This window comes from Rhodoglobus sp. G.S.4 (genome assembly GCF_056619605.1).
The window spans coordinates 770689-795737 of record NZ_CM152748.1; the positions used below are offsets into that span (position 1 = coordinate 770689).

The following is a 25049-nucleotide window of genomic DNA, read 5'->3' on the forward strand; positions in this document are numbered from 1 at the left end:
CCACGCGCCACTAAATGTCAGGCGTTAACGAGCACCGATTCGGCGGAGGCACGTCGTGCACGGGGTGCGGTTTCGCGCTCACGGATTGCGTCCGTCATTTCGGCGGGGTCGCCCAGTGCGCCAACGGCCATGACCGTGGTGGGGGTGAAGCGGCCATCGATTGCGAGGGCTGCTGCTGCGGCATCCGGGTCGAAGCCTGACATCTGGTGGCTAAAAAGTCCGTGGCTCTGAGCCTGGATCGTGAAGTAGGCAACGGCCTGGCCGGTGTCATAGGCGGCGGTCGGCTGGGCCTTGCCTTCAGCGTTGTGGTGTTCCGTGAGGAAGATGATCAGGGCTGAGGCAGAGCCGGCCCACGACTGATTGAAGCCACTAAGAGTGGAGAGGATCGCGTCGTGCTGGGCGGTGCCGCGACGAGCGACGATCATGCGCCACGGCTGGCTGTTATAGGCCGACGGTGCCCACCGGGCAGCTTCGAGAGCGTTCTGCAGCGCCGCCTCATCGAGCGGTGCGGCGGAGTCGAAATGGCGGGGGCTCCACCGTTCGGCCAGCACATCAAGGATGGGGGAGTCGGTCGCGGCGAGGCGGTCGTGAAGCATGGTCATGAAGGGACCTTTCGAAATCCGGTGCAGAACAGATCTGCCATGTCGGAGGATGCAACCGACGTGCGCGTGGAGGTATTCCGTCGCGGGCAACAAACCCGTCCCGGAATCCGTCGTACAGTTCGATAAGTACGAAACGTTTTCCGTGTCTGTGCTGCAGACCGCGCGCTCAACCGAAAGTTCCCCATGCCTGACGCTCTACCCCTCTGCCCGAACTGCTCAAGCGACCTCGCCTACGAGATGGGTGCGCTGTTGGTGTGCCCGATGTGTGGTCACGAATGGTCGCCGAGTGAAGCGGATGCCGCTGCCGAAGCCGAGCAGGGCGCTGCGGTCATCAAGGATGCGTTCGGCACTCCGCTCGCCGATGGCGATACGGTGAGCATCATCAAGGACCTCAAAGTTAAGGGCAGCCCCACGTCGATTAAGGTCGGAACGAAGGTGCGCAACATCCGCCTCGTTGATGGTGTTGGCGACCACGACATTGACTGCAAGGTTGACGGTTTTGGCCAAATGCAGCTTAAGTCAAGTGTGGTCAAGAAGGTGTAGCTGACACGTTCAACCTGAATCTCCCTCGGTAAAACTATGGTGCGGCATAGTATGGCGACGTCACAGAGTTGAGACGAGATGAGGAACCGATGGTGCTCCCTACAGCAGGCTGGTACGACGATGGATCTGACCGACAGCGTTGGTGGGACGGTCAAGTCTGGACGGATCAGTATCAGGACCCACAACCGCAGGAGGGCGGGCTCGGCGGCGTCATCAACAGAATTGAAGCAGAAGCCGTTGCGGGTGCCCAGCCTCGACCAGCAGCGACCGGCGCGACCTACGTTGTGCTCCAAGTCATCCTGAAAGAGAAGCTCTGGGGCACCGGATCGGGAAACCTTACCGAACTCGAACAGGCAGTAAACGCTCAAGCCGCGCTCGGCTACCGCCTGCACACCATCACGACCGCTACGTCCGGGACCAAGGGCCTCGGTGGCGGTGACCGAATTCAGACAACGATGGTCTTCGAGAAGCTCTCTTACTAGAGGCAGTTCACTTGTGCTGTGCTGCAAGCCTGCGCGAGAAGTCCCAGCTAGATGAAGGGCCGCAGGCGTAGGGTGACGGCATGACCGAAAAGCAGCCGTACACCCTCATCTCTGAGCATGATGGTTACGAAGTGCGGCTCTATCCCGCGCACATCCTTGCCCAGGTCGATGCCGATGGCTCATTCTTTGAGGCGGGAAATCAGGGCTTTCGGCCCCTCATCCGCTACATCAGCACGTCAAATATTTCGATGACGGCGCCGGTTATTCAAGCGCCGGGTGAAGCCAAGAGATACACCGTGAGTTTTGTGATGCCCGCCGGGGCAACGAGCGTTCCGGTCCCTCGCGATGCCACCGTGCGCACCGTTGATGTGCCCGAGCAGCGGGTCGCCGCTCGACGTTTTAGTGGCGGCTCGAACGAAGAAAAATACCAACAGAATGCGGATGCTCTGCTCGCCGCCCTCAAGCGTGACTGTCTTGCGCCCCTCGGCGCCGTCTATTTTGCTCGTTTTGACCCGCCGTGGAAGCCAGGCTTCCTCAAGCACAACGAAGCCCTCGTTGTCGTCCGCTAGCGACGCCACCACCCCGCCCTTCAGGAGCACATCATGACCCGTGTTGCCGCGATCGACTGCGGAACCAACTCAATCCGCCTCCTCATCGCCGACCTTGATGGGTTCGGCGGTCTGAGCGACGTCGTGCGCATCCTCGAAGTCGTGCGACTGGGGGAGGGCGTCGACCGCACCGGCCGCTTCAGCCCGGGTGCGCTCGACCGCACCCTCACGGCCGTACGCACCTACGCCGCGCTGTGCCGTGAGCATGGCGCTGAGCGCATCCGTTTCGTGGCAACATCTGCCACTCGGGATGCCGCCAACCGTGCCGAGTTCACCGACGCGGTCTTTGCGATTCTTGGCGTGCCGGTTGAAGTGATTCCCGGAACAGAAGAAGCCGCGCTGTCGTTCCGTGGCGCACTCACGGCGCTGCCCGCGTTCGGCCCCGACGACACCGCGCCAGCGCCGCAGCACCTCGTCGTCGACCTCGGCGGCGGTTCCACCGAACTCGTCCTCGGCGGCGACATCCCCGAAGTGGCATATTCGATGGATGTGGGCTGTGTGCGCCTCGCTGAACGCACCATCGTGAGCGACCCGCCTTCCGATTCTGAGCTCGCCGCCATCCACAGCGACGTCACCGCAGCCCTCGACATCGCCACCGCGACCGTCGACCTTTCGCAAGCGACGGAAGTCATCGGAGTCGCCGGCACCGTCACGACAATCACAGCGCACGCTCTCGGCCTCTCGAGCTACGACCCTGTCGCGATCAGCGGCAGTCGCCTTCCCCTCGCTGAAGTTCTTCGATCGTGCGAAGCTCTCACTCGCATGCCGCGCGCCGAACGCGCCGCCCTGCCCTACATGCACCCCGGTCGTGTCGACGTCATTGCGGCCGGTGCCGTCATTTGGGCCACCGTCCTGCAACGAGTGGCGGATGCCGCAGGCGCAGCCGGTCACCCGCTGGAGTGGATTACGACCAGCGAGCACGACATCCTCGACGGTGTCGCCCTCTCGCTGTGGAATAACGCCGACTCTGCACCTGTTCTGCCAGTATGACGAAAATTGGGTTCCTTTCCTTCGGACACTGGCAAGACGTTCAGGGGTCACGCACCCGCACCGGAGCTGACGCGTTGCTCCAGGCAGTGGAGCTCGCCGTTGCCGCAGAAGAAGTCGGAGTCGACGGTGCCTACTTCCGCGTGCATCACTTCGCGCGCCAGCATGCATCACCGTGGCCGTTGCTCTCCGCTGCCGCTGCGCGCACCAAAACAATCGAGCTCGGCACTGGTGTCATCGACATGCGTTACGAGAACCCGCTGGCGATGGCAGAACTCGCGGCGCAGGCAGACCTCATTGCCGCGGGGCGACTCCAGTTGGGCATTAGCCGAGGCTCACCCGAAACTGTGATCGATGGATGGCGCGCTTTCGGTTATGAACCGACAGCGGGAGAGAGCGATGCCGATATGGCTCGCACTCACACTGACCTGTTTCGTCGTGCGATCGCAGGCGCTGGGTTCGCCCCCGGCAACCCGCAGATGACGGGCACGAGCGCTCTTCAACCAATCCAGCCGCAGGCGCCAGGACTCAGCGAACGCATCTGGTGGGGTGCAGGCACCCGTGCCACCGCGATCTGGACGGCCGAGCAGGGCATGAACCTCATGAGTTCAACGCTCCTCACTGAAGACACAGGGGTTCCCTTTGACGAGCTTCAGGCTGAGCAGATCTCTCTGTTCCGGGACACTTGGGCGAGTGCCGGGCATGCCGGCGCGCCACGGGTTTCGGTGAGCCGCAGCATCCTGCCCATTATCGATGACGAGACCGAGTACTACTTTGGTGTTCAGGGGCAAGTCGAACAACGCGACCAAGTCGGAATGCTCGACGGCTCGCGCTCCCGCTTCGGCCGCTCCTACATCGGAGCTCCCGACGTGATCGCCGCTGAACTCGCGCGCGATGCAGCAGTGCAGGCCGCCGATACTCTGCTGGTTACCGTGCCCAACCAGCTCGGGGTCGAGTTCAACACTCGTATCCTCGAGGCTCTCGTGACGCACGTCATGCCCGTGGTCGACGCAAAGATTGCGCCCTCAATGGCCTAAGAATCCGATCTCCTTGTCGGCGTCGCCTTCCCCGAACGTAGTAATCGAATCGAATCGAATCGAATCGGGGAAGGGGGCACCTCCGACGGTAAGCGTCGGGATGCGCCGAGACTTGCCACTACTCGTGCGCGCCTCTCTTGGCCTGCGGTCGACTCAGGCTGCTTCGTTCGCATTCGTGCTGGCGACGGAAGCGGTGTCGATGCCAAAGCCCGTATCGCTGCTTCGTCCGCCCCGTGCTGCGGCGTTGCGCCCAAACCGCTCGAGCACGCGCAGCGCTCGCAGCGTATTCCAGCGGCTGGGCTTGCCGTCGCCGTCCTCCATTTCGAGGTGAACGCTCCCCGGGTGGGTGTTCTCGAGTAGCCACCGCCCGTCTTCGCCGCGTTTGCTTTCGACAAGCGCGAGTGCTTCATCCATCCGTGGATCATAAGCAGTTCCGGATGCCCGAAAGTAGTCGAGCGCGCGCAGCACGTCATAGTGCCATCGTGGGGGGAACGAGAATTGCAGCCATTTGTCATTGACAACATCACCGGTGCTGAGCCGGCGCATTAGGTGACGGTCTAGAAGATATTCGTGGCCCCGCCAGCGAGCAAGTGCTACCGCATCGTTGCCATCAACGGCGTCTTCATATTCGCGCAGGCCGTCAAGCACCGCGAGAGTGGTGTGAAAAGAGCTGCGTACCGAACCGTTTTCGGCTTCACAGTTCCACCCGCCATCTTCCATCTGTTCGCCAAGCAATCGTTCGACGATCCCCTCAACCCGCATGCCAAAGTAGGCACCGATTCCCACCGTGAGCCCGTTAATGCACGGCTCTACTTCGCCATCAAAGAATCGTGAACCGTCATACTCCCAACGACTGTTCTCGCGCACGCGCGCCACAGCGCCGCGAACGCGTGAGGCCGCCGGATCCACCCCGAGCTCACGCAGAAATTGGAGACTGAATGCGGTCGCCGTCCAGGGCTGCCCAGCCCCGTTGTAATGTTCGGGAAAGTAAGCTCCGCCTGCCCACTGACCGTCGGCGCCCTGAAGGTCGAGCACGCGGGAGGCCCATCCCGTCGTTGCAACCTTCGCTCGCTCTGATGCGACAACCTCGACCGGGGCATTAGCGAGATCTCGCAAAGTTTGCCACCGAATTGATGGGTCGGAGTCCAAGAGCCATGTCGTGACATCCATGGCGACACAGTACTCCTCAGCAGGCATCCAGCACAGGCCACCGCGGCGAATCGACATCAGAACTGCGGCAATAATGGAAGGATGACGCCCCACGAGCTTTCCACCCTCGCCAACGAGACGTACGTTTCGTTGACCACCTTTCGCAAGTCAGGGGATGCGGTGTCGACCCCGGTATGGATCGTCGCGGATGGCGACCGACTGCTCGTGACTACTGCACCTTCCTCAGGAAAAGTGAAGCGCATCCGCCACACGGATCGTGTTGAGCTGACTCCTTGCGATATGCGAGGCGCTGTCGCAGACGGCGCCGAAACCGTTATTGCCACCGCAGTTGTGCGCGATGATGCAGAAGCTCTAGAGGCGATGGATGCCGCTCTGCAGAAAAAGTACGGTGCCAAATACACGGCCATTCGGCTAGCGCAGAAAGTTCGGGGAACCGCAGGGCAGTCGGTGGCGGTCGAGTTGCGCGCCTAGGGTAACGGCTCGGGCGCAATAATTTTGCGCTACTAGTGACTATTTGTCGCGCCAAGGGATGTTTTGTCACTTTTCCGCGCAAAAACTGAAAATAACCTGTGGAGAGGCGATTTAGTGACGCGATTTTGTGTCACTATTGTGCATTACCCCTGAAAGGGGGTCAACTCTCGGTTCCCCCGAAACCGAGTGCACCCGTGATCGATGGAGTCCCCGTGTCCCGACCCCGCCACCGTTCAAGAACACTTAAATCTTGGCTCATTCGTATAAGCACGCCCGCATTGGCGACGCTGCTCACCTTGTCGCTCGCCAGCGGCGGCGCGATTGTGGCTCTCGCAGCGCAAAACAAGCTTGACGACTTTGTCGCCCAGACTTTCGGATGCTCCAACGCTACCGAGCTCATTGTTGTCGCCGATCCCACTATTTCGTCGACAGTCCAAACCGTTGCCAATGCTTTCAATTCAGAGCACATCGGCCAGTGCCTCTCTGCCAAGGTCGTGACGCAGCGTTCCGCTGACACTGCAGCCCTGCTTGCTTCGGGAACGTCAACCGGTGCCGACGCCTGGATTCCCGATTCGCCGGTGTGGCTCAATCGCGTGGAAAGCACTGCCACTTCACTCGGTCGCGAAGTCCCGGTAACTCAGGAGTGGGACTCGGTTGCATCGAGTCCTCTGGTGTTTGCGACTCCTGCGGTAAAGGTTGGCGAATTTGAGGCTGCAGAAGTCGGATGGTCGGCGGTACTTTCGGGCCGCTATCGCACTCTGCTACCCGACCCCGATAGCTCAGCCGCAAGCATGATCGCGCTCGCAACTCTCAACGATCTCGCTTCCGATGGTGATCCGGCCGATTTCGACCGAGCCCTCATCACTCTCGGTCGTTCCATTCCTGACTCCACTCAAGCGGCTTTCACCGAACTGCAAATTTCAGACTCGCGCATGGTTGCGTTGGCAACGGAGCGCGAAATTGTGGCGCACAATGCCTCCCATCCGGATGATCCGCTAGTGGCGCTGTATCCCGCTGAAGGCACGGCAGCCCTCACGTACCCTTTCGTACTCGTGGGAAACACAACGGTCTCGGAACTCGAATTGTCGCGCATGACAGAAGAGGAGCGTGCCACGATTGCAGAAGCAGAAACCACGAGGGCCTCGTTGCTTGAAGAGTTCGCCGAACTGGTCCGCGGGTCAGACGCGGTGCTCAACGCTGAAGGCTTCCGTGACAACGCCGGGGGAGGGGAGATTCTTGCTTCCGGTGTTATCGCCGCACCGACGGCAACCAAGTCGGTGGGAGACACCACCGAGCTCGTCTCGATCTTGCGCAACTGGAACGCACTCAACCTGCGCTCACGCATCCTGACGGTCGTCGACGTTTCTGGATCGATGCTCGAACGGGCTTGGGACGGGCAACGCCGCATCGAGATGTTCCAAAATGCTGCCGAAGATGCGTTCAGCACCCTTTCAGAAGACGACGAGCTCGGAATGTGGCTGTTCTCCAAAGAGCGCGTCGGAGCTGAGGATTGGGAAGATGTCGCCGGCATCCGCTCGATGAACGACCCCGAGCATGTCGAAAACCTGCAGGCGATCATCGACTCGCTACCCGCCCGCATCAATGGATACACCGGGCTCAATGACACTGTGCTCGCTGCCGTCACCCATGTGCGCGAAGACTACAACGCCGACAAGGTCAACTCAGTGCTGCTCATTACAGATGGGCGCAACGAAGATGACCACGGCATCTCGCTGCAGAAACTTCTCGACAACCTCACCGCAATGATCGACAAAAACACCGACGAACCAGTGCCTGTCGTGCTCGTCGGAATCGGGCCAGACACCGACGTCGAAGCGATGCGCAAGATTGCGCAAGCCACCGGCGGAACGGCCTACCAAGCAAACAACCCCACCGAGCTCAGCAATGTGATGCTCGAGGCGTTGTCCCAACGCGACTGCCGCCCGAACTGCAGTTAGCGAAAACACAGAGCACTGCGTCGCCCTAGCGTCGCAGTGCTCTGTGGCCCGAGTCGACGACGGAGGGACCCGTCAGAGCCTCAGGTCGATCACGCGCCAGCCGTCGGTGCTGTTTCGGCAGAACCGGCGGCTGGAACGCCGGCAGCAACATCCGAAGCCATTCGTGAACGCCGATCCAAATGGATGCCAGCAACCATGCAACGCACCGACCCGCCAGCCAACTCGATCGTCGGAATATCCAAGGGCACAATCTGGCAGCTAGCCTCAATCACTGAACGTTGCGCAGCAGTAAGGCTCGACAACGCGCGCGTCGACAACGCCAAGATGCGCCCACTCGAGCCCTTGAGCTCTAGTGCGTTTCCGGCAAAGTTAGCGATCTGGTCTGCGGTCAGGTCGATGAGAGTGCGTCCCGGTGCCGTCAAGCGCTCCGCGATCTCCATCCGACGATCGCCAGAAGCAATCAAATCGAGACCGATCATCGCGAAATCCGTGGCAATACACATCATCACATTGGTGTGATAAATCGGCACCCCGTGGCTATCACGGGCCTCAAACATCATCGGTTCATAGCCGAATGAGGCGCAAAAGCGTTCCAGCGCGAGCGGATTCGCGCGGTGCGACTCCGCCGCATACGCAACCCGGTTGGTGTGGTCGATGACCATCGCACCGGTGCCCTCAAGGTAAATTCCGTCGTGCTCTAGACCGGAATAGTCGACAACATCTTGCACGCGAAAGTCGTGCTTGAGCATTTCGACGACATCGGTGCGACGCTCAGTGCGACGATTCGGTGCATACATGGGGTAGACCGCAACACGGCCGCCACTGTGCGTCGAAAACCAGTTATTGGGGAACACGCTATCGGGGCGCGTGCTCTCCGTGTCTTCGAACACGTGGATGTTGACACCAGCGTCGCGCAACGTCTCCGCCACCATCGTCGACTCGGCATACGCGGCGCGAGCAATCTCATCCGGAGTGCGGGTGGGATCGGTCGACTGGAATGCGTTGTCGCTCGCGGTCTGACTATTCGGTGTAAACAGATGCGGGCGAATGAGAACGGCGGCGGACGGCGCTTGAACGCTCACTGAGGGCCTACGCGGTCAGCGCTGGTGCGCGCGAGACGAGTGAGAACAGGTCCTTCGGATCGGCGGGATTGGCGATGAGATCTAGATCTGTCGCGTAATCGGTGCCGCGAACAGCATCGAAAACGTAGCGCAACGCTGAGAAGTCTTCGATCGCGAAACCAACAGAGTCGAAGAGGGTCACTTCGCTTGGCGAGGTGCGACCGGCAGCGCGGCCAGCCAAGACTTCCCACAGTTCGGTGATCGGCGAGTCTGCTTCGAGCTGCTGAATCTCACCCTCGATGCGGGTCTGCTCGGGGAACTCAACAAACACCGTTGCGTCGCGCACGATTGACGCTTCGAGCTCCGTCTTACCTGGGCAGTCGCCGCCGATTGCATTGAGGTGCATGCCCGGCTCGATCATGTCGGAGGTGAGAATTGTGGCATTCGCTTTGTCTGCCGTGCAGGTGGTGACGATGTCGGCGCCAGAAACGGCATCCGCTGCAGAGGTCGCGCGCACAATCTGGAAGCCGAGTGGTTCAAGGTTGCGGATGAACTTGTCGAGGGCAGCGGGATCGGTGTCCCAAATGCGCAACTCGGTGATACCAAAGGCTGCGCGGAATCCGAGTGCTTGGAATTCTGACTGGGTACCGGTGCCGATGAGGGCGAGCACTTGTGCGTCAGGGCGAGCAAGGGCGCGAGCGGCGAGTACCGATGTTGCCGCGGTACGCAACGCTGTGAGCAGCGTCATCTCTGAGAAGAATGTGGGATAACCGTTGTCAACTCGCGCGAGCATGCCGAGAGCGGTGACGGTCTGGAAGCCGTTTCCTGGGTTTGAGGGGTGGCCGTTAACGTACTTAAAGGCGTACGTTTCGCCGTCGCTTGTTGGCATGAGCTCGATAACGCCCTCTGCCGAATGAGCGGCAACGCGAGCGGACTTGTCGAACTGAGGCCACTTGGCATAATCCTGCTCAAGGTAGCTGACGATGCCCATAATGATTGGCTCGATTCCGGTGTCGGCAATCCAGCGCCCCATGTTGTTGACGTCTACATAGTGGACCATGTCACTCCCTTCGTTTCGGTGTTACTGGTTCCCACGTTACGAATATGCACTATGCACACACAACAACCATTAGACGCGATTAGTTCACAACAACTGAGCAAAATTGAGAGCGCTATTGTACAATTTGCTCATGCCTCAATTGGATGATCTCGACCGACGTCTTCTCGCCGCCCTCAGGGCCGACGCGAGAGAGTCAATAGCGAGCCTGTCACGCCGACTTGGCGTCACGAGGGCAACCGTCACTAGTCGTATTGACCGCCTCGTTAGTGGTGGAACGGTACTCGGATTCTCGGTTCGCATTCGCGAAGACCGGGACCCGTCGACTATTCGAGCAATATCGTTCATCGAGGTCGAGGGGCGGTCGACGGATGCCGTGATTCGCAAGCTGCGCGGAGTTCCCGAGATTCACGAACTCCACACCACAAATGGCGCCTGGGATCTCGTCGCTGACATCCGCACCGACAGCCTGAGTAACTTCGACAGAGTGCTGGCGAGCATGCGCAACGTTGACGGCGTCGTCAACAGTGAGACGAGTTTGCTGCTCAGCTCAGCGCTGCTCTAACCCTTTTTGGCAGTGACAGAGGCGCGAGCATCCGCCCAGCATTGCTATGCTGAGCTAACAACTGAACATCGGGCCGCAACACGATGCGGGAGAGCCGGGCACACGGCGTTGGTCATCTTTCTGACTAGACGCCAGCACGGCACCGAAGGAGCAAGCCTCCCCGCCAATCTCTCAGGTTCATGTACCGCATCGCACTGGCCACTCTGGAAAGAGAACCTCGCATCACCATGAGGTTCCGCCGACGGTGAAAGCGCACTAGTTTGAAGGTGCGTGAAGCTCTCAGGCTCATCACAGAGGGGGAGTTCTATTCACTAGCCACGCGCCGGGAGAACTCCGTGACCGATGTATCAAATTCCGCAGCATCACCAGCTGAATCTTCACCTACTGTCGTGAGGTATTCGCCGCTGCACAGCATTCATGAGCAGTTGGGCGCCACCTTCACCGACTTCGCCGGGTGGATGATGCCGGTGCGATACAGCTCAGACCTTGCCGAACACCATGCGGTGCGCACGGCAGCCGGCATTTTTGACATCTCTCACATGGCCGAAATTCATGTGCGTGGTGCCGATGCTGGTGCTTTTCTCGACTTCGCGCTCGCTGGCAAGCTTTCCGGCATCGCCTTGGCGCAGGCAAAGTACAGTCTGCTGCTCAACGAGGCCGGCGGAATCATTGATGACCTCGTCACTTATCGTCTCGGTGATGATCACTTCTTGGTTGTCGCAAACGCGGGGAACCGTTTTGCCGCAGCGGTGGCACTTTCCGAGCGTAGTGCGGGCTTTGATGTTGCCGTCACCGACGAGAGTGACGATTACGCGCTCATCGCTGTGCAGGGCCCGGTTTCGCGGGCGATTCTCGAAGCGACTGCCGGTCTCACCGACTTCGCTACGCCGCTTGACGAACTCAAGTACTACCGCGAGACGGCCGCAACGTTTGCCGGTACCGACCTCATCATTGGTCGCACCGGTTACACCGGCGAAGACGGTTTCGAACTCTACATTCAGGTGGATGCCGCAGCCGACCTCTGGGCAGCACTCACGGTCGCTGGCGAACCTCTCGGTCTCGTGCCCGCCGGCCTTGCGTGCCGAGACACTCTGCGCCTCGAAGCGGGCATGCCGCTGTACGGTCACGAGTTGAACCTCAGCACCTTCCCGGTCCAGGCCGGTCTTGGTCGTGTTGTTGCGCTCAGCAAGGATGGCGATTTTGTTGGCCGCACTGCAATCGAAGCAGGACCGGATGCCGGTGCTCGCGTTCTCGTCGGACTCACCGCCGAGGGCCGTCGTGCCGGTCGCGCCGACTATCTCATCTTCCACGGCGACACCGAGGTCGGAATCATTACCTCCGGTGCACTTTCGCCGACTCTGGGTCACCCGATCGCTATGGCCTACGTCGATCCCGACGTGAGCGAGATCGGCACCGAGCTTCACATTGATGTGCGGGGCAGTCGCACTGCTGCATCCGTTGTTTCCCTACCCTTCTATAAGAGAGAGGCCTGATCATGGCTGAGAAGAGCGAATTGCAGTACACCGCCGAGCACGAATGGGTGCTCGTTGATGGAAACGTTGCGACCATCGGCATCACCGATTTTGCCGCGGGCAAGCTCGGTGACATCGTCTTCGTCGACCTCCCCAAGGTGGGCGCCACCGTCGCTGAAGGCAAAATTGTCGGCGAAATTGAGTCAACGAAGTCGGTAGGTGAACTCTTCGCTCCCGTTACGGGAACCGTCGTTGAAGCCAACGACGCCGTCTCCGACAGCCCAGAACTCGTCAACAGCGACCCTTTCGGCGAAGGCTGGCTGGTCAAGATCGAATTCACCGAACTTCCGTCGATGCTCAGCCTCGACGAATACACCGCACTGACAGGCGAATAATGCCCAACCCTTACATCAGCGGCACTTTCGCCGACCGTCACATCGGCACGGATGCTGCCGCTCAGGCGAGCATGCTTGCCGCCGTCGGCTACGACAGCCTCGAAGCCCTCGTCGATGCCGCAGTTCCGCCAGCGATCCACCAGACCCCGGTCGTCAATTCCACGATCCCTACTCCGGCTTCGGAGCGGGAAGCGCTCGCCGAACTGCGTGCCCTCGGCAACGCGAACAAGGTTCGTCGCAGCATGATTGGTCTCGGTTACTACGACACCATTACGCCGGCCGTCATCAAGCGCAATGTGCTCGAAAATCCCAGCTGGTACACGGCGTACACGCCGTACCAGCCCGAGATTTCGCAGGGGCGCCTCGAAGCGTTGATCAACTTCCAGACCATGGTTGCTGATCTTGCTGGCATGACGACAACGAACGCCTCGATGCTCGATGAGGGCACTTCGGCTGTCGAGGGCATGCTGCTCGCTCGCCGTGCTACTCGCGTGGAATCGAACGTGTTTATCGTCGACGCTGACACGCTTCCTCAGACCAAGGCTCTGTTGGAGAATCGGGCGGAGGCTGTCGGTATCGAGCTTATTGAGCTTGACCTGGCCACACTGGGAGCGAACCCTGAGCTACCGGAATGCTTCGGTGCGCTCATCCAGTACCCGGGCGCTAGCGGTCGTGTGTGGGATTCCAGCGAAGTTATTGCGGCGGTCAAGGCTCACGGCGGACTCGCTGTTGTTGCCGCAGACCTGCTCGCCCTCACGATTCTCACGTCGCCAGGTGAACTTGGTGCCGATGTTGCTGTCGGAACGACACAACGTTTCGGTGTTCCGATGGGCTTCGGTGGACCGCACGCCGGTTACATGTCGGTGCGCAAGGGGCTCGAACGTCAGCTTCCTGGGCGACTTGTTGGTGTGTCTCAGGATGCGGCTGGCGACCCCGCCTACCGTCTGTCGTTGCAAGCTCGGGAGCAGCACATCCGCCGCGAGAAGGCGACCTCCAACATTTGTACAGCTCAGGTGTTGCTCGCCGTAATGGCCTCGATGTACGCCGTTTATCACGGCCCCCAGGGCCTCAAGCGGATTGCCCAGCGCATCCACCACGACACCGCGAAGTTCGCAGCACGCTTGACCGCTGCGGGCTACACGGTCGAAAATGAGACGTTCTTCGACACCCTTTCGGTAACCAAGAAGGGGCAAGCACACGCAATTGCCGCCAAGGCGCTCGAGCTCGACATCCTTCTCTATGTTGTGGATGCCGACACCGTGCGTTTGAGCTTCGATGAAGTCTCGACACAGCCGTACGAGGGTATCTTCGCGTCGCAGAAGAACGACCTCGCGAAGGCGTTCGGGCTTGATGATGGCTTCTCCTACAGCCCAGAGGATGTCAGCATCCCCGACGCTCTCAACCGCACGAGCGAGTACCTCACCCACCCGGTATTCAACACGCACCGCTCGGAGACGAGCATGATGCGCTACCTCAAGTACCTCGCCGACAAGGACTATGCGCTCGACCGCGGCATGATCCCGTTGGGCTCGTGCACGATGAAGCTCAACGCGGCAAGTGAGATGGAAGCGGTGAGCTGGCCAGAGTTTGCGGGCATCCACCCCTTCGCACCCGCGGAAGATGTCTCCGGCTATCTCGTCATGATTTCGCACCTGGAATCGTGGCTTGCCGAAGTGACCGGCTACGACACCGCGTCGCTGCAGCCGAACGCTGGCAGCCAAGGCGAGCTTGCTGGCCTCCTCGCGATTCGGGGCTACCACCGAGCCAACGGCGACCTAGACCGCACAATCTGCCTCATCCCCTCGAGTGCACACGGCACGAACGCTGCCAGCGCAGTGCTCGCCGGAATGCGCGTCGTTGTGGTGGCCTGTGACGACCTCGGCAACGTTGACCTTGGAGACTTGCGTGCCAAGATTGCCGAGCACGCGAGTGAAATCGCCGCCCTCATGATCACCTACCCCTCGACTCACGGTGTGTACGAGCACGAAGTGCGTGAGATCACGCAGGCGGTGCACGACGCTGGTGGACAGGTTTACGTTGACGGTGCCAACCTCAACGCCCTGCTCGGTTATGCGCGGTTCGGTGACTTTGGCGGCGACGTCAGCCACCTCAACCTGCACAAGACCTTCTGCATCCCTCACGGTGGTGGCGGGCCAGGTGTTGGACCGGTTGTCGCGAAAGCGCACTTGGCCAAATTCTTGCCAGGACATCCGATGGCTCAGAGCCATCACCACCCGGCGTTTGACATGCAGACCGGCGAAGCTGGCCCGTATGTTCACGCTGGGGGAGCAATCAGCGCTGCCCCCTATGGCAGCCCAAGCATTCTGCCGATCACGTGGGCCTATGTTCGCATGATGGGGTCGGAGGGCCTCAAGGCTGCAACGGGTGCCGCTGTGCTTTCGGCCAACTACATCGCAGTTCGCCTGCGGGAGCACTTCCCAGTGCTGTATGCCGGAGACAACGGACTTGTCGCTCACGAGTGCATTCTCGACCTACGTCCGCTCAAGGAAGCGACAGGAATCGACAATAACGACGTCGCAAAGCGCTTGATCGACTACGGCTTCCACGCCCCGACGATGTCGTTCCCGGTCTCGGGCACCCTCATGGTCGAGCCGACCGAGAGTGAAGACCTCGCTGAGCTCGATCGTTTCATCGACGCAATGATCGCGATCAAGGATGAAGCGGATGCCGTGGCGGCCGGAACGTGGCCAGCCGACGACAACCCTCTCGTCAATGCACCGCACACCGCGCAGTCTGCGGTGTCGAGCAATTGGCCGCATGCCTATTCGCGCGAGCAAGCGGTCTATCCGCTGACTTCGCTCGTGTCTGGCAAATATTGGCCACCGGTTCGTCGTGTCGACAACGCATACGGCGACCGAAACTTGGTCTGCTCGTGCCCGCCCATTGAGGCGTTCGCGCACTAAAAGTATTGGTCACGGTCTGTCTGCTAGTTCGCTAGTCGACGTGAGGCGCGTGCGGAATCGGTCCAGTCCGTTTCTGCATGCGCCTCACGCGGTTAATCCCTCGCTCGTGTAGCGTCGAGACGAAGGTTGGGCGACGCAAAAATGTGTCCCCCAAATGCGGGACACAGTGATCTACTGGGATCGCTTTGTGCGCGCGAAGATTTTCTCGTGATTTGCTGGATATTTTCTCGCTTCATGTTGTAGTGTCCGTCTGGTGTACGGCGTGAGGTCGACCCGACGACCTCCCTGCGCCGCTTCACCGACTGGAGACCCTCGTGACTAGCCGCCGGCATCGACACCGAAAGTCTTTCTTGGAGAGGCTTAAGCGACGCTGGTGGATGGTGCCGATCGTGCTGGTTTCCGTTGTGGCAGTGGCCGTTGCGGGAATCCAGTTTGGTGCTGTCGGGTGGCTCGGTAGCGCTTTCGGTTCGATCGCCGGGGGATGCAACGACAGGCGGTCAATCGTTGTTGCCGCGGATCCATCGATCGCGCCGGCGCTCACGATCATTGCGGCGGAGTTTGATGAGACTTCCGGCAACTGCACGACAACGGAGATTCGTTCCCTTGTCTCTGCGGACACTGCAGCACTCTTCGCTACTGGTGTTGCTGGAGACCTGGATGCGTGGGTTCCCGACTCGAGCGCTTGGCTCGATCGCGCAGCGACTACGGCGATTTCCTTAGGCCGTGCCGCACCAGAATTCGACACGTACGACAACATTGCGAGCACGCCTGTGGTGTTTGCTAGCTCAGCGTCACAGGTATCGGCCCTTGCCGAGACTCCGCTGTCGTGGGCGACCCTGCTTTCCGGAACGGTAAACACTCTGTTGCCCGATCCGGAGTCGTCGGCCGCGAGTCTCGCCGGGCTTGCTCAAGTGAAGTCGGTTTCGTCTGAGACAGATCCGCGACAGTTTGCCGGTGCGATGATCGCTATGGGCAAGACAATCCCCTCTTCCGCAGAGGCCGCATTCGAGCTTGCCGCAGAGGCCACAGTTCCTACTGTTGTCGTGACAACGGAGCGCGATGTCGCAGCTCACAACACGTCGTCGTCGGCAGCGCCGATAGTCGCGCTCTATCCGACAGATGGAACAGTCGAATTGACGTACCCCTTTGTCGTTGCGATCGGTGATTCCCAAGAGCCCGCCGGTGCAGCCGGTGACGGCGAGGATGCTGTCGCCGTTGATGAGAGCGCGCCAGTGACGGCGGGTGCTCCGAAGGAACTCCTCAACGCGCTGTCAGCGGCAGCGCGTTCCGCGGCTGACGTGCTCGCCGATGCCGGTTTCCGCGATGCTGATGGCGGGGGTGATTTGCGGATGGCCGGGGTTACAGAAACCTCAACCGCGGCTCAGCCGACCGCAAGCGCGGCAGTTCAGATTGAAATTCTGCGCGCGTGGAGTGTTCTCACTCTTCGTTCGCGGCTTCTCGTTGTGATTGATACCTCTGGTTCTATGCTCGATCCGGCAAACAATGGGCTTCGAAGAATTGACGTGTTCCAGCTCGCCGCAAGCGAGGCGCTGTCAAAGTTCTCTGGCGAGGCTGAACTCGGTGTGTGGGTTTTCTCGCAGAACCGTGTTGGCAGTCAAGACTGGGAAGATCTGTCGCCGATTGCTCCGCTCTCTGATCCCGCGCACGTGAAGCAGATCAACGGCGTTATTGCGTCGCTGCCGGATCGAATCTATGGATACACAGGCCTCTACGACACCATTCTGGCGGCGGTAAAGAGAGTCAAAGAAGATTACGATCCCTCGAAGGTCAACTCGGTTCTGCTCATCACCGATGGCTACAACGAGGATGACAACGGCATTGATCTGCAGACGCTTCTTGACAGTCTCAAGGCAATTGAAGATCCGACGAAGCCCGTCCCGGTGCTCCTGATCGGTTTTGGCCCAGACACTGACCTCGCATCCATGAAGACAATTGCGCAGTCAACGGGCGGAGCGGCCTATTCAGCCGCTGTTCCAGAGGATCTCGGCAAGGTGCTCGTGGATGCTCTCACCCAGCGTGCTTGTCGTCCGAACTGTTCGTAGCGTCAATTACCGGTGAGAGTTGCCGATCGAACGCGTGACGCTTAGCGAGTCTCGTTGTCGTCGCTAATGCTCACTAGCCAAGTAACTGAATAGCGATCAATGACCATGCCGAAGGTTCCGCCCCAGTCGGCGCGCTCGAGGGGCATGGTCACCTGGCCGCCGTCACAGAGCTTCTCCCAATAGGCCTCTAGGGCCGCTTTTTCGCTGAGAAAGCCAGCGATGGAGATGGACATCGATCCGCCGGGGGAGTATTCCATGGTCTTGGGGGTGTCGGCCATCATCAGCGTAATTCCGGCGGGGGATTCGAGCTGGCCGTGCATGACCCACTCTTGTTCTTCGGGATCTTCGCTGGCGTTGAAGTCGGCAAAGGTGTGGATCTCGGTGGTGCCGCCGAATACAGATTGATAGAACGCTAGCGCTTCGCGAGCGTTGTCCCTGAAGCTCACATAGGGATTGGACTTCATCGTCGTTCCTTCCTCGGGGAGTGCAGGCCTGAGGGCCGTGCAGCATTATGTACTCGCGAGTATGACCGGAAACTCCAGCCGGGTGCGCAATTGCGCCTCGGGAGCGTCATCGGGGCCATTGAGGTAGATCTCGCGTGGTGCTCCTGCATACGTGTGGCCGTGTTCGGAGAACCACGCGAAGACCGTTTCGTAGGTGTCTTTTAGTCCGTCGTAGGAACCGACGTGAGTGACGGTCGCGACAACGCCGCCAGGCAGCTCGTGGCAACGCAGGGTCGGATGCTCAGCGAAAGCTTCGGCAACAGGAACACACACTTCGCACATCCACGCACGGTCCGGGTGCATCGCTTCGGTATAGACGGCAATGACGGGGCCGGCCTCGGTCACGTGCGAATCGGTGAGCTGAGCGAAGAGATTCTTGATCGCGGCAGTCATGTCGCGAGGCAATGTCTCCATGGTCGTGGAGAAATCCATCCCGGCCACTAGCCGGGTTGGCACGGTTTCAACAGCTATTTCCTGCGCCATGTTCGACACTTTACGCTCCATGCCGATCGAAAGGTACCTGCAATGGTTGGAGGTTGGCTGGCGTGAACCTGAGGGGCGCTAATTGGCCGAATCGCTTGATCCGAAGAAGTTGGGGAAGGTGCCGACCGCCCAGCCATAGCCTACGAAGATCACGGCGTCGATCAGCGTATGCGCGATGACGAGTGGAAGCACTCGGTGGTAGCGCGAGTAGAGCCAACCGAAAAGCAGGCCCATCGCGACGTTTCCCACGAACGCGCCGACGCCCTGATAGAGGTGATAGGTGCCTCGAAGTAGGGATGTCGAGATGATGATTTGCCAGCGACTCCAGCCCACATCTCTGAGCCTCGCAAACAGGTATCCGATCACGATAATTTCTTCGGTGATGCCAGCGCGGAGTGCTGAGAGTAAGAGCACAGGCACTGTCCACCAGTGCTGCAGGAGTGCTGCTGGATCCACATCGACTGTGATGCCGAGACTTCGACCCACAAAGTAGAGTGCAATGCCCGGAATACCAATGACCAGGGCAAGCACAAAACCACTGAGGCCATCACGAACAGGACGGGTAAAGTCCACTCCCAATCGAGACAATCTCGGTTTGGTTACGCTCCACAGCAGAAAGGCTACGAGGGCGACAGGTGCGAGGTCGAAAGTTATCCCCAGTAGCTGGTAAATCAGATCAAAATTGGGGCGCTCGCTCAGCGACCTGTTGAGCGTCGCTGTTTGTTCCGAAAGCGGTACGGCGCGGGTGAGTCTGTCGCTGATCGATACAACAGAGTAGATAGCGGATGCCCCAAGGGAGAGCGCGAGCACAAGTGAGATCTCCGCCCAGAGCTTGCCTCGCGATTGTGCGAGAGGCGACGACGCTGTCATTCGGGGTCGCGCGTGGCGCAGGCTGGGGTTGCCATCGTGGAGCGATGACGACCGCTAAATAGGCTTTCTGCGTCGAGGATGAGCTCGTCTCGTGATCGCTCGCTAGTAGTGCAGGAGGCCGCCATGGATCGATGTTAACTCACGATGCTGTGCGCCAGTCACCGAGCGTTTGCGCACTATTTCACTGTCCGCTGCGGTTTGTGCGCGAAAATACTGCAACCTCCGCACATAATCATCACGGGCGTTACCGGTGTGTAACGTTTGGCTCTACAGTTTTGAATGGGGCAATACCCCGTTTAGGGTGTGAACTATCAAGCGCGGTGCGGCGCCACAAATTCCGTGCCGTTAGCAAAATTCTGCACAGGAGGAAACTTTGAAAAGATCACGCATAGGCTTCAGCGCCGTCGCGCTGCTGTCAGCCTCGGCACTAGTTCTTGCGGGGTGCTCGGCAAGCGAGGAGCCCGCAGAGGGCGACAGCGCCGCGATCATCACCACAAACGGTAGTGAGCCACAGCAGTCGCTCATTCCGACAAACACCACCGAGACCGGTGGCGGCAAGGTCATCACTTCGATCTTCGCTGGTCTCGTTTCGTACACCGCTGACGGCGATGTAGTGAATGAAGTTGCGAAGTCAATTGAGTCCGAAGATGGACAAAACTGGACCGTAACGCTCAACGATGGCTGGACCTTCACCAACGGTGAGCCGGTCACTTCTGACTCGTTCGTCAAGGCATGGTCCTACGGCGCACTGCTCGACAACGCACAGAGCTCGTCATACTTCTTCGACAACATCGAGGGCTTCAGCTATGACGAGAACTCAGAGCTGACTGGCCTCGACGTCGTTAGCGACACCGAGTTCACTGTTGCACTGATCAACCCAGAGGCTGACTTCCCGCTGCGTCTCGGCTACTCGGCATTCATGCCGCTGCCAGAATCCGCATGGGATGACCTCGACGCTTTCGGTGAGAACCCCGTCGGCAACGGTCCGTACATGATCGCCGAAGACGGATGGCAGCACGACGTCAAGATCGACCTCGTGACGAACCCTGACTATGACGGTGTTCGCAAGCCGGCCAACGGTGGCGTGTCGATCATCTTCTACACGAGCCAGGACGCTGCCTATGCTGACGCTCTGAGTGGCAACCTCGATATCCTCGATGCTGTCCCAGACTCCGCATTCGAAACCTACGAGTCGGACTTCCCGGGTCGTTCGGTAAACCAGCCTGCTGCGATCTTCCAGGCATTCAACATGCCGTACTACCTCGAGCACTGGTCGGGCGACGAGGGCAAGCTGCGTCGTGCAGCTATCTCGATGTCGATCGACCGCGCAGAGATCACGGATGTCATCTTCCAGGGCACCCGCACTCCCGCGACTGACTTCACCTCGCCGGTAATCGCCGGTCACTCTGACAACCTTGCGGGAGCTGAAGTTCTTGACTTCAACCCAGAAGAAGCTGTCAAGCTGTGGGCTGAAGCCGACGCGATCTCGCCTTATGGTGACACCGTGTTCGACCTGGCATACAACGCCGATGGTGGACACCAGGCATGGGTTGATGCTGTAGCAAACAGCATTAGCAACACGCTCGGCATCGAGGCTGTTGGTAAGGCATACCCCACATTCAAGGACGCGCTCAACGACCGTGACGCTAACGCGCTCACCGGTGGAACCCGTGCTGGATGGCAAGCTGACTACCCGTCGCTGTACAACTTCCTCGGCCCGCTCTACGTTGATGGCGCTGGCTCGAACAAGGAAGGCTACTCGAGCCCCGAGTTCGAGAAGGTCCTCGCAGAGGGCGCAAGCGCATCGTCGGTAGAAGAAGCAACGGCGAAGTACCAGGAAGCTCAGGAAATCCTCCTGGTCGACCTTCCTTCGATCCCGCTGTGGTACTCGAACGTTACCGGTGTCTACTCAGACTCCGTTGACAATGTTGTATTCGGTTGGGACTCTGTCCCGCTGTACGACGAGGTAACCAAGGGCTAATTAGCTCCTAGTTTTACCCAGTTTCCATACTCAATGTGTGATGCCCGGGGCTATCTTCAGCCCCGGGCATTACACTGAGTACCTTCATTCAGCGATTGTGATTCCTATGTTTATCCGTTCCATCGAGGGAACTATCTGATGCTTTGGTACGCAGGCAAGCGTTTCCTCCAGATGATTCCGGTGTTTTTCGGCGCAACCTTCTTGATCTATTTCATGGTTTTCGCGGTGCCAGGCGACCCCATCGCCGCACTTTACGGTGATCATCCACCAGCTCCCGGGGTTATCGAAGCTATTCGAGCTGAGTACAACCTCGACAAGCCTTTCCTCGTGCAGTACCTCCTCTACATCGGTGGACTGTTCCAGGGTGACTTCGGAACAACCTTCTCTGGTCGGCCTGTCGCTGACGTCATGACTCAGGCGTTCCCGATCACCGCTCGACTCGCACTGCTCGCTCTCGTCTTCGAAGCCTTCTTCGGCATCATCGTTGGACTCGTAGCTGGGCTCCGCAAGGGAAAGCTGTTCGACGCTTCCGCTCTCGTTATCAGCCTGCTGCTGATCTCAGTGCCGACCTTCGTCGTTGGTTTTGTGCTCCAACTTGTATTCGGCATCCAACTCGGTTGGGCTCGAACGACAGTGAGCGGCGACGCTCCCTGGGGCGAATTGATTCTGCCGGCCATCGTGTTGGCGTCGGTTTCGTTCGCGTACATCGTGCGATTGACCCGTGCAAGCGTGGCAGACAACCTCGGTGCTGACTTTGTGCGCACCGCTACAGCAAAGGGACTATCTCGACGTCGAGTGGTTACCGTGCACGTACTGCGCAACTCACTCGTTCCGGTTGTTACCTACCTGGGTGTCGATATCGGATCGCTCATGGTTGGTGCGATCGTCACCGAGGGAATCTTCAACATCAACGGTGTCGGTGGAACCGTCTACCGGGCAATCACGTTGGGAGAAGGCCCAACGGTCGTCTCGTTCGTCGCGGTGATGGTCATCATCTTCGTGCTCGCCAACCTGCTCGTAGACCTGCTCTACGCCGCGCTCGACCCAAGGATTCGTTATGCCAAGTAATAACACTGGCCGGTATCGTCCTGGCCAAGAACACTACATCGCGTCGCTCGCAGACACTCCGGTTGCTGAGATCGATCAGGTCGATGAATCAGGAAAGGCGCGCAGCACATGGACTGACGCCTGGGAGTCGATGCGTCGTCGTCCGATGTTCTGGATCTCTTCAGTGCTCATCCTCGTCATTGTGGTTGTCGCTGCTTTCCCGAGCCTCTTCGTCACATATAGCCCAACAGAGTGCTACTTGAAGTTCAGCAACGGCGATCCCCAAGCCGGGCATCCATTCGGCTTCACACGCCAAGGCTGCGACGTCTACTCGCGAATCATTTTCGGAACCCAAGCATCTGTAACGATTGGTCTTCTCACGACGATCATGGTCACGTTATTTGGCGGAATCATCGGAGCCCTCGCGGGTTTTTATGGCGGAATTCTTGACTCGTTCGTTTCGCGTATCGGCGACATCTTCTTCGCCATTCCGACCGTTCTTGGTGCAATCGTCGTTATCTCGGTCATCCCCGTGCGGGATGCGGTGAGCGTTTCGTTCGTTCTCGCTCTCTTCGCCTGGCCGCAGATCGCGCGAATCATGCGTGGTTCAGTGCTCTCGGCTCGCAACTCCGACTACGTGACAGCATCTGCTGCGCTCGGTGTCTCGCGTTTCACGACACTTGTTCGCCACGTCATTCCGAACGCCATCGCGCCGGTCATCGTTATCGCAACGGTGTCGCTCGGTATCTTCATCGTCGCTGAGGCGACTCTGGGATTCCTTGGCATTGGTCTCCCGGGAACGGTCATGTCCTGGGGTAACGACATTAACCAGGCGCGTGTCACTGTTCGTACTCACCCGCAGACCCTGTTGCTGCCTTCGGCTGCGCTGTCAATTACAGTGCTCGCCTTCTTGATGTTCGGCGACGTAGTTCGCGATGCCCTTGACCCGGAAGCGAGAGCACGCCGATGACTAATCCAGAAACAGTTCCCGTGACCTCAGGGTCCTCAAACGAAGAGACCCCGCTTCTCAAAATTCGGGGCCTCGAAGTTGGTTTCGAAACGCAGCGCGGCATTGTTCAGGCAGTGCGCGGTATCGACCTCACTCTGTATCAGGGACAGTCGCTCGCCATCGTTGGTGAGTCCGGTTCCGGAAAATCCACCACTGCGCAAGCAGTGATCGGGCTGCTTCCCGGCACAGGCAAGGTGCTTGGCGGCTCGATTGAATTCGAAGGCAACGACCTCACAAAATTCTCGGATGATCAATTTTCCGAGGTTCGCGGAAGCCAAATCGGTTATGTACCTCAAGACCCGATGTCGAACTTGAACCCGGTGTGGAGCATCGGATTTCAGGTAGAAGAAGCCATCAAGGCCAACGGAATCGCGCAGGGTAAAGCTGCACGGGCTCGCACCATTGAAGTACTGAAAGAGGCAGGGCTCAGCGATGCTGGCGAACGCCTCAAGCAGTTTCCGCACCAGTTCTCGGGCGGAATGCGTCAGCGCGTACTCATTGGTATCGGCCTCTCGGCACGTCCGAAGTTGCTGATCGCCGACGAACCAACCTCAGCGCTCGACGTCACAGTGCAACGTCAGATTCTTGACCACCTGCAGACGCTCACGCGTGACTACGGCACCTCGGTGCTGTTCATCACCCACGATCTCGGCCTCGCCGCGGAACGTGCAGAGCAGCTAGTCGTGATGTACAAGGGAAAGGTTGTCGAGTCGGGCCCGTCTCGCGAGATTCTCGAGAACCCCCAGCATCCGTACACTCAGCGTCTCGTTGCTGCAGCTCCGAGCCTCGCGTCGCGTCGCATCCAATCAATCAAGTCGCACACAAGCTCCGAAAACGATATCCACATCTTCGGGCAGGGCTCGCTCGATGATGCGCTTATCGCGCGTGCGGCAAGCCGCGAAGCAGGCGCAAGCACTGACCTCATCAAGGTCAACAACATCACCAAGGTCTACGAGATCCGCAAACAGGGATTCCGCAAAGACAAGTTGCTTGCGGTGAATGACATCTCGTTCGGTGTCAAAAAGGGAACGACAACTGCCCTCGTTGGCGAATCGGGCTCTGGCAAGTCGACTGTCGCCAAACTGATTCTGCAATTGGAATCCCTCACGAGTGGAAGCATCGAGTTTGACGGGGTTGACCTGGCCGGAATCAAGGGGCAAGAGCTCCTGAACTTCCGACGCCGAGTGCAACCTGTGTTCCAGGATCCCTACGGCTCCCTTGACCCGCAATACAGCGTCGGAAACACGATCGCTGAACCTTTGCTGGCGCACAGCATGGGCACTCCGAAGGAGCGCTTCAACCGTGTGAGCGAACTTCTCGATCAGGTGTCACTGCCTCAGGCGACTCGCCACCGTTATCCCGGTGAGCTCTCCGGTGGCCAGCGCCAACGCGTCGCCATTGCGCGCGCTCTTGCGCTCAAGCCCGATGTGCTCGTACTTGACGAAGCAGTATCGGCCCTTGACGTGTTGGTCCAAGGTCAAGTGCTGAACCTGCTCACCGAGTTGCAGACCGAGCTCGACCTCACCTACCTGTTCATTACCCACGACCTCGCGGTTGTGCGGTTGGTGGCTGACAACGTGTGTGTAATGCAGGGTGGCCGCATTGTTGAAGCGGCAACCACAGACGAGGTATTCGAGAATTCGACCAACCCGTACACGCAGGAGCTGCTTGAGGCGATCCCCGGCGCCAACATCAAGCTGGGCGCCTAGTTTCATGAGGGGAGAAGGGCCGTTCCACTAGGGGCGGCCCTTCTCGCTTAGA

At 59.4% G+C, this 25049-nt stretch carries 23 protein-coding genes and 2 riboswitches; of the genes, 16 read left to right on the plus strand and 7 right to left on the minus strand.

Annotated features, from left to right (window positions below; all coding sequences use genetic code 11):
• Positions 1-17: 17 nt before the first annotated feature.
• A complete protein-coding gene (locus AC061P_RS03795; protein ID WP_449648668.1) occupies positions 18-602 on the minus strand; it encodes a nitroreductase family protein in 585 nt (194 codons plus the stop codon).
• 183 nt (positions 603-785) lie between these two features.
• Between AC061P_RS03795 and AC061P_RS03800 the strand changes: the two genes are divergently transcribed.
• From AC061P_RS03800 to AC061P_RS03820, 5 genes are all read left to right on the plus strand, one after another.
• A complete protein-coding gene (locus AC061P_RS03800; protein ID WP_480391873.1) occupies positions 786-1145 on the plus strand; it encodes a zinc ribbon domain-containing protein YjdM in 360 nt (119 codons plus the stop codon).
• Positions 1146-1234: 89 nt separating this feature from the next.
• Positions 1235-1627: a DUF2510 domain-containing protein gene (locus tag AC061P_RS03805; protein ID WP_480391874.1), complete on the plus strand. Its 393-nt coding sequence runs from the start codon at positions 1235-1237 to the stop codon at positions 1625-1627.
• Positions 1628-1707: 80 nt separating this feature from the next.
• Positions 1708-2196 (plus strand): SOUL family heme-binding protein, encoded by a 489-nt coding sequence (locus tag AC061P_RS03810; protein WP_480391875.1) that lies wholly within the window; start codon positions 1708-1710, stop codon positions 2194-2196.
• Positions 2197-2229: 33 nt separating this feature from the next.
• A complete protein-coding gene (locus tag AC061P_RS03815) occupies positions 2230-3225 on the plus strand; it encodes a Ppx/GppA phosphatase family protein (protein WP_480391876.1) in 996 nt (331 codons plus the stop codon).
• The gene (locus AC061P_RS03820; RefSeq protein ID WP_480391877.1) at positions 3222-4259 is read left to right on the plus strand and encodes an LLM class flavin-dependent oxidoreductase; all 1038 of its coding nucleotides are present in this window, start codon (positions 3222-3224) and stop codon (positions 4257-4259) included. The genes AC061P_RS03815 and AC061P_RS03820 overlap by 4 nt, the downstream gene beginning before the upstream one ends.
• Positions 4260-4412: 153 nt before the next feature.
• Here AC061P_RS03820 and AC061P_RS03825 read toward each other — a convergent pair whose 3' ends face one another.
• Positions 4413-5522, minus strand: a complete 1110-nt coding sequence (locus AC061P_RS03825) for a prenyltransferase/squalene oxidase repeat-containing protein (RefSeq protein WP_449648662.1) — start codon at positions 5520-5522, stop codon at positions 4413-4415.
• Between AC061P_RS03825 and AC061P_RS03830 the strand changes: the two genes are divergently transcribed.
• Together AC061P_RS03830 and AC061P_RS03835 are read left to right on the plus strand one after the other, a co-directional pair.
• Positions 5511-5900, plus strand: coding sequence for a PPOX class F420-dependent oxidoreductase (locus AC061P_RS03830; RefSeq protein WP_480391878.1), 390 nt, complete (start codon positions 5511-5513; stop codon positions 5898-5900). The genes AC061P_RS03825 and AC061P_RS03830 overlap by 12 nt on opposite strands.
• Before the next feature lie 296 nt (positions 5901-6196).
• The gene (locus AC061P_RS03835) at positions 6197-7858 is read left to right on the plus strand and encodes a VWA domain-containing protein (RefSeq protein WP_449648660.1); all 1662 of its coding nucleotides are present in this window, start codon (positions 6197-6199) and stop codon (positions 7856-7858) included.
• Between the two features lie 89 nt (positions 7859-7947).
• Here AC061P_RS03835 and ctlX read toward each other — a convergent pair whose 3' ends face one another.
• A complete protein-coding gene (ctlX, locus tag AC061P_RS03840; RefSeq protein WP_449648659.1) occupies positions 7948-8940 on the minus strand; it encodes a citrulline utilization hydrolase CtlX in 993 nt (330 codons plus the stop codon).
• 7 nt (positions 8941-8947) lie between these two features.
• Positions 8948-9979, minus strand: a complete 1032-nt coding sequence (locus AC061P_RS03845) for an ornithine cyclodeaminase (protein WP_480391879.1) — start codon at positions 9977-9979, stop codon at positions 8948-8950.
• Positions 9980-10109: 130 nt separating this feature from the next.
• Between AC061P_RS03845 and AC061P_RS03850 the strand changes: the two genes are divergently transcribed.
• From AC061P_RS03850 to AC061P_RS03870, 5 genes are all read left to right on the plus strand, one after another.
• Positions 10110-10541, plus strand: coding sequence for an Lrp/AsnC family transcriptional regulator (locus AC061P_RS03850; RefSeq protein ID WP_449648657.1), 432 nt, complete (start codon positions 10110-10112; stop codon positions 10539-10541).
• A 76-nt stretch (positions 10542-10617) separates the two neighbouring features.
• A riboswitch (glycine riboswitch) is annotated at positions 10618-10738 on the plus strand.
• A 1-nt stretch (position 10739) separates the two neighbouring features.
• A riboswitch (glycine riboswitch) is annotated at positions 10740-10842 on the plus strand.
• 34 nt (positions 10843-10876) lie between these two features.
• On the plus strand, positions 10877-12034 hold the full coding sequence (gcvT, locus tag AC061P_RS03855) for a glycine cleavage system aminomethyltransferase GcvT (protein ID WP_480391880.1): 1158 nt from the start codon (positions 10877-10879) through the stop codon (positions 12032-12034).
• Between the two features lie 2 nt (positions 12035-12036).
• Complete coding sequence (gene gcvH, locus AC061P_RS03860; RefSeq protein ID WP_449648655.1) at positions 12037-12408, plus strand: glycine cleavage system protein GcvH; 372 nt, start codon at positions 12037-12039, stop codon at positions 12406-12408.
• A complete protein-coding gene (gcvP, locus tag AC061P_RS03865; protein ID WP_480391881.1) occupies positions 12408-15332 on the plus strand; it encodes an aminomethyl-transferring glycine dehydrogenase in 2925 nt (974 codons plus the stop codon). The genes gcvH and gcvP overlap by 1 nt, the downstream gene beginning before the upstream one ends.
• A 350-nt stretch (positions 15333-15682) precedes the next feature.
• The gene (locus tag AC061P_RS03870; RefSeq protein WP_480391882.1) at positions 15683-17395 is read left to right on the plus strand and encodes a VWA domain-containing protein; all 1713 of its coding nucleotides are present in this window, start codon (positions 15683-15685) and stop codon (positions 17393-17395) included.
• A gap of 41 nt (positions 17396-17436) precedes the next feature.
• Here the strand turns inward: AC061P_RS03870 and AC061P_RS03875 are convergent, their stop codons facing one another.
• From AC061P_RS03875 to AC061P_RS03885, 3 genes are all read right to left on the minus strand, one after another.
• Entirely contained in the window at positions 17437-17859 is a 423-nt protein-coding gene (locus AC061P_RS03875) for a VOC family protein (RefSeq protein ID WP_480391883.1), read from the minus strand.
• A 45-nt stretch (positions 17860-17904) separates the two neighbouring features.
• The gene (locus tag AC061P_RS03880) at positions 17905-18381 is read right to left on the minus strand and encodes a GyrI-like domain-containing protein (protein ID WP_480391884.1); all 477 of its coding nucleotides are present in this window, start codon (positions 18379-18381) and stop codon (positions 17905-17907) included.
• Positions 18382-18459: 78 nt separating this feature from the next.
• Entirely contained in the window at positions 18460-19251 is a 792-nt protein-coding gene (locus tag AC061P_RS03885) for a CPBP family intramembrane glutamic endopeptidase (protein ID WP_480391885.1), read from the minus strand.
• A gap of 373 nt (positions 19252-19624) precedes the next feature.
• On the opposite strand from AC061P_RS03885, the gene AC061P_RS03890 reads away from it, so the two are divergent.
• The 4 genes from AC061P_RS03890 (at position 19625) to AC061P_RS03905 (ending at position 24997) form a co-directional block, all read left to right on the plus strand.
• Positions 19625-21232, plus strand: a complete 1608-nt coding sequence (locus AC061P_RS03890) for a peptide ABC transporter substrate-binding protein (RefSeq protein WP_449648649.1) — start codon at positions 19625-19627, stop codon at positions 21230-21232.
• A 138-nt stretch (positions 21233-21370) separates the two neighbouring features.
• Positions 21371-22300 (plus strand): ABC transporter permease, encoded by a 930-nt coding sequence (locus AC061P_RS03895; RefSeq protein WP_449648648.1) that lies wholly within the window; start codon positions 21371-21373, stop codon positions 22298-22300.
• Complete coding sequence (locus AC061P_RS03900) at positions 22290-23249, plus strand: ABC transporter permease (RefSeq protein WP_449648647.1); 960 nt, start codon at positions 22290-22292, stop codon at positions 23247-23249. Before AC061P_RS03895 ends, AC061P_RS03900 begins: the two co-directional genes overlap by 11 nt.
• Positions 23246-24997, plus strand: coding sequence for a dipeptide ABC transporter ATP-binding protein (locus AC061P_RS03905; RefSeq protein WP_449648646.1), 1752 nt, complete (start codon positions 23246-23248; stop codon positions 24995-24997). Before AC061P_RS03900 ends, AC061P_RS03905 begins: the two co-directional genes overlap by 4 nt.
• The last annotated feature ends 52 nt before the right edge of the window (positions 24998-25049 follow it).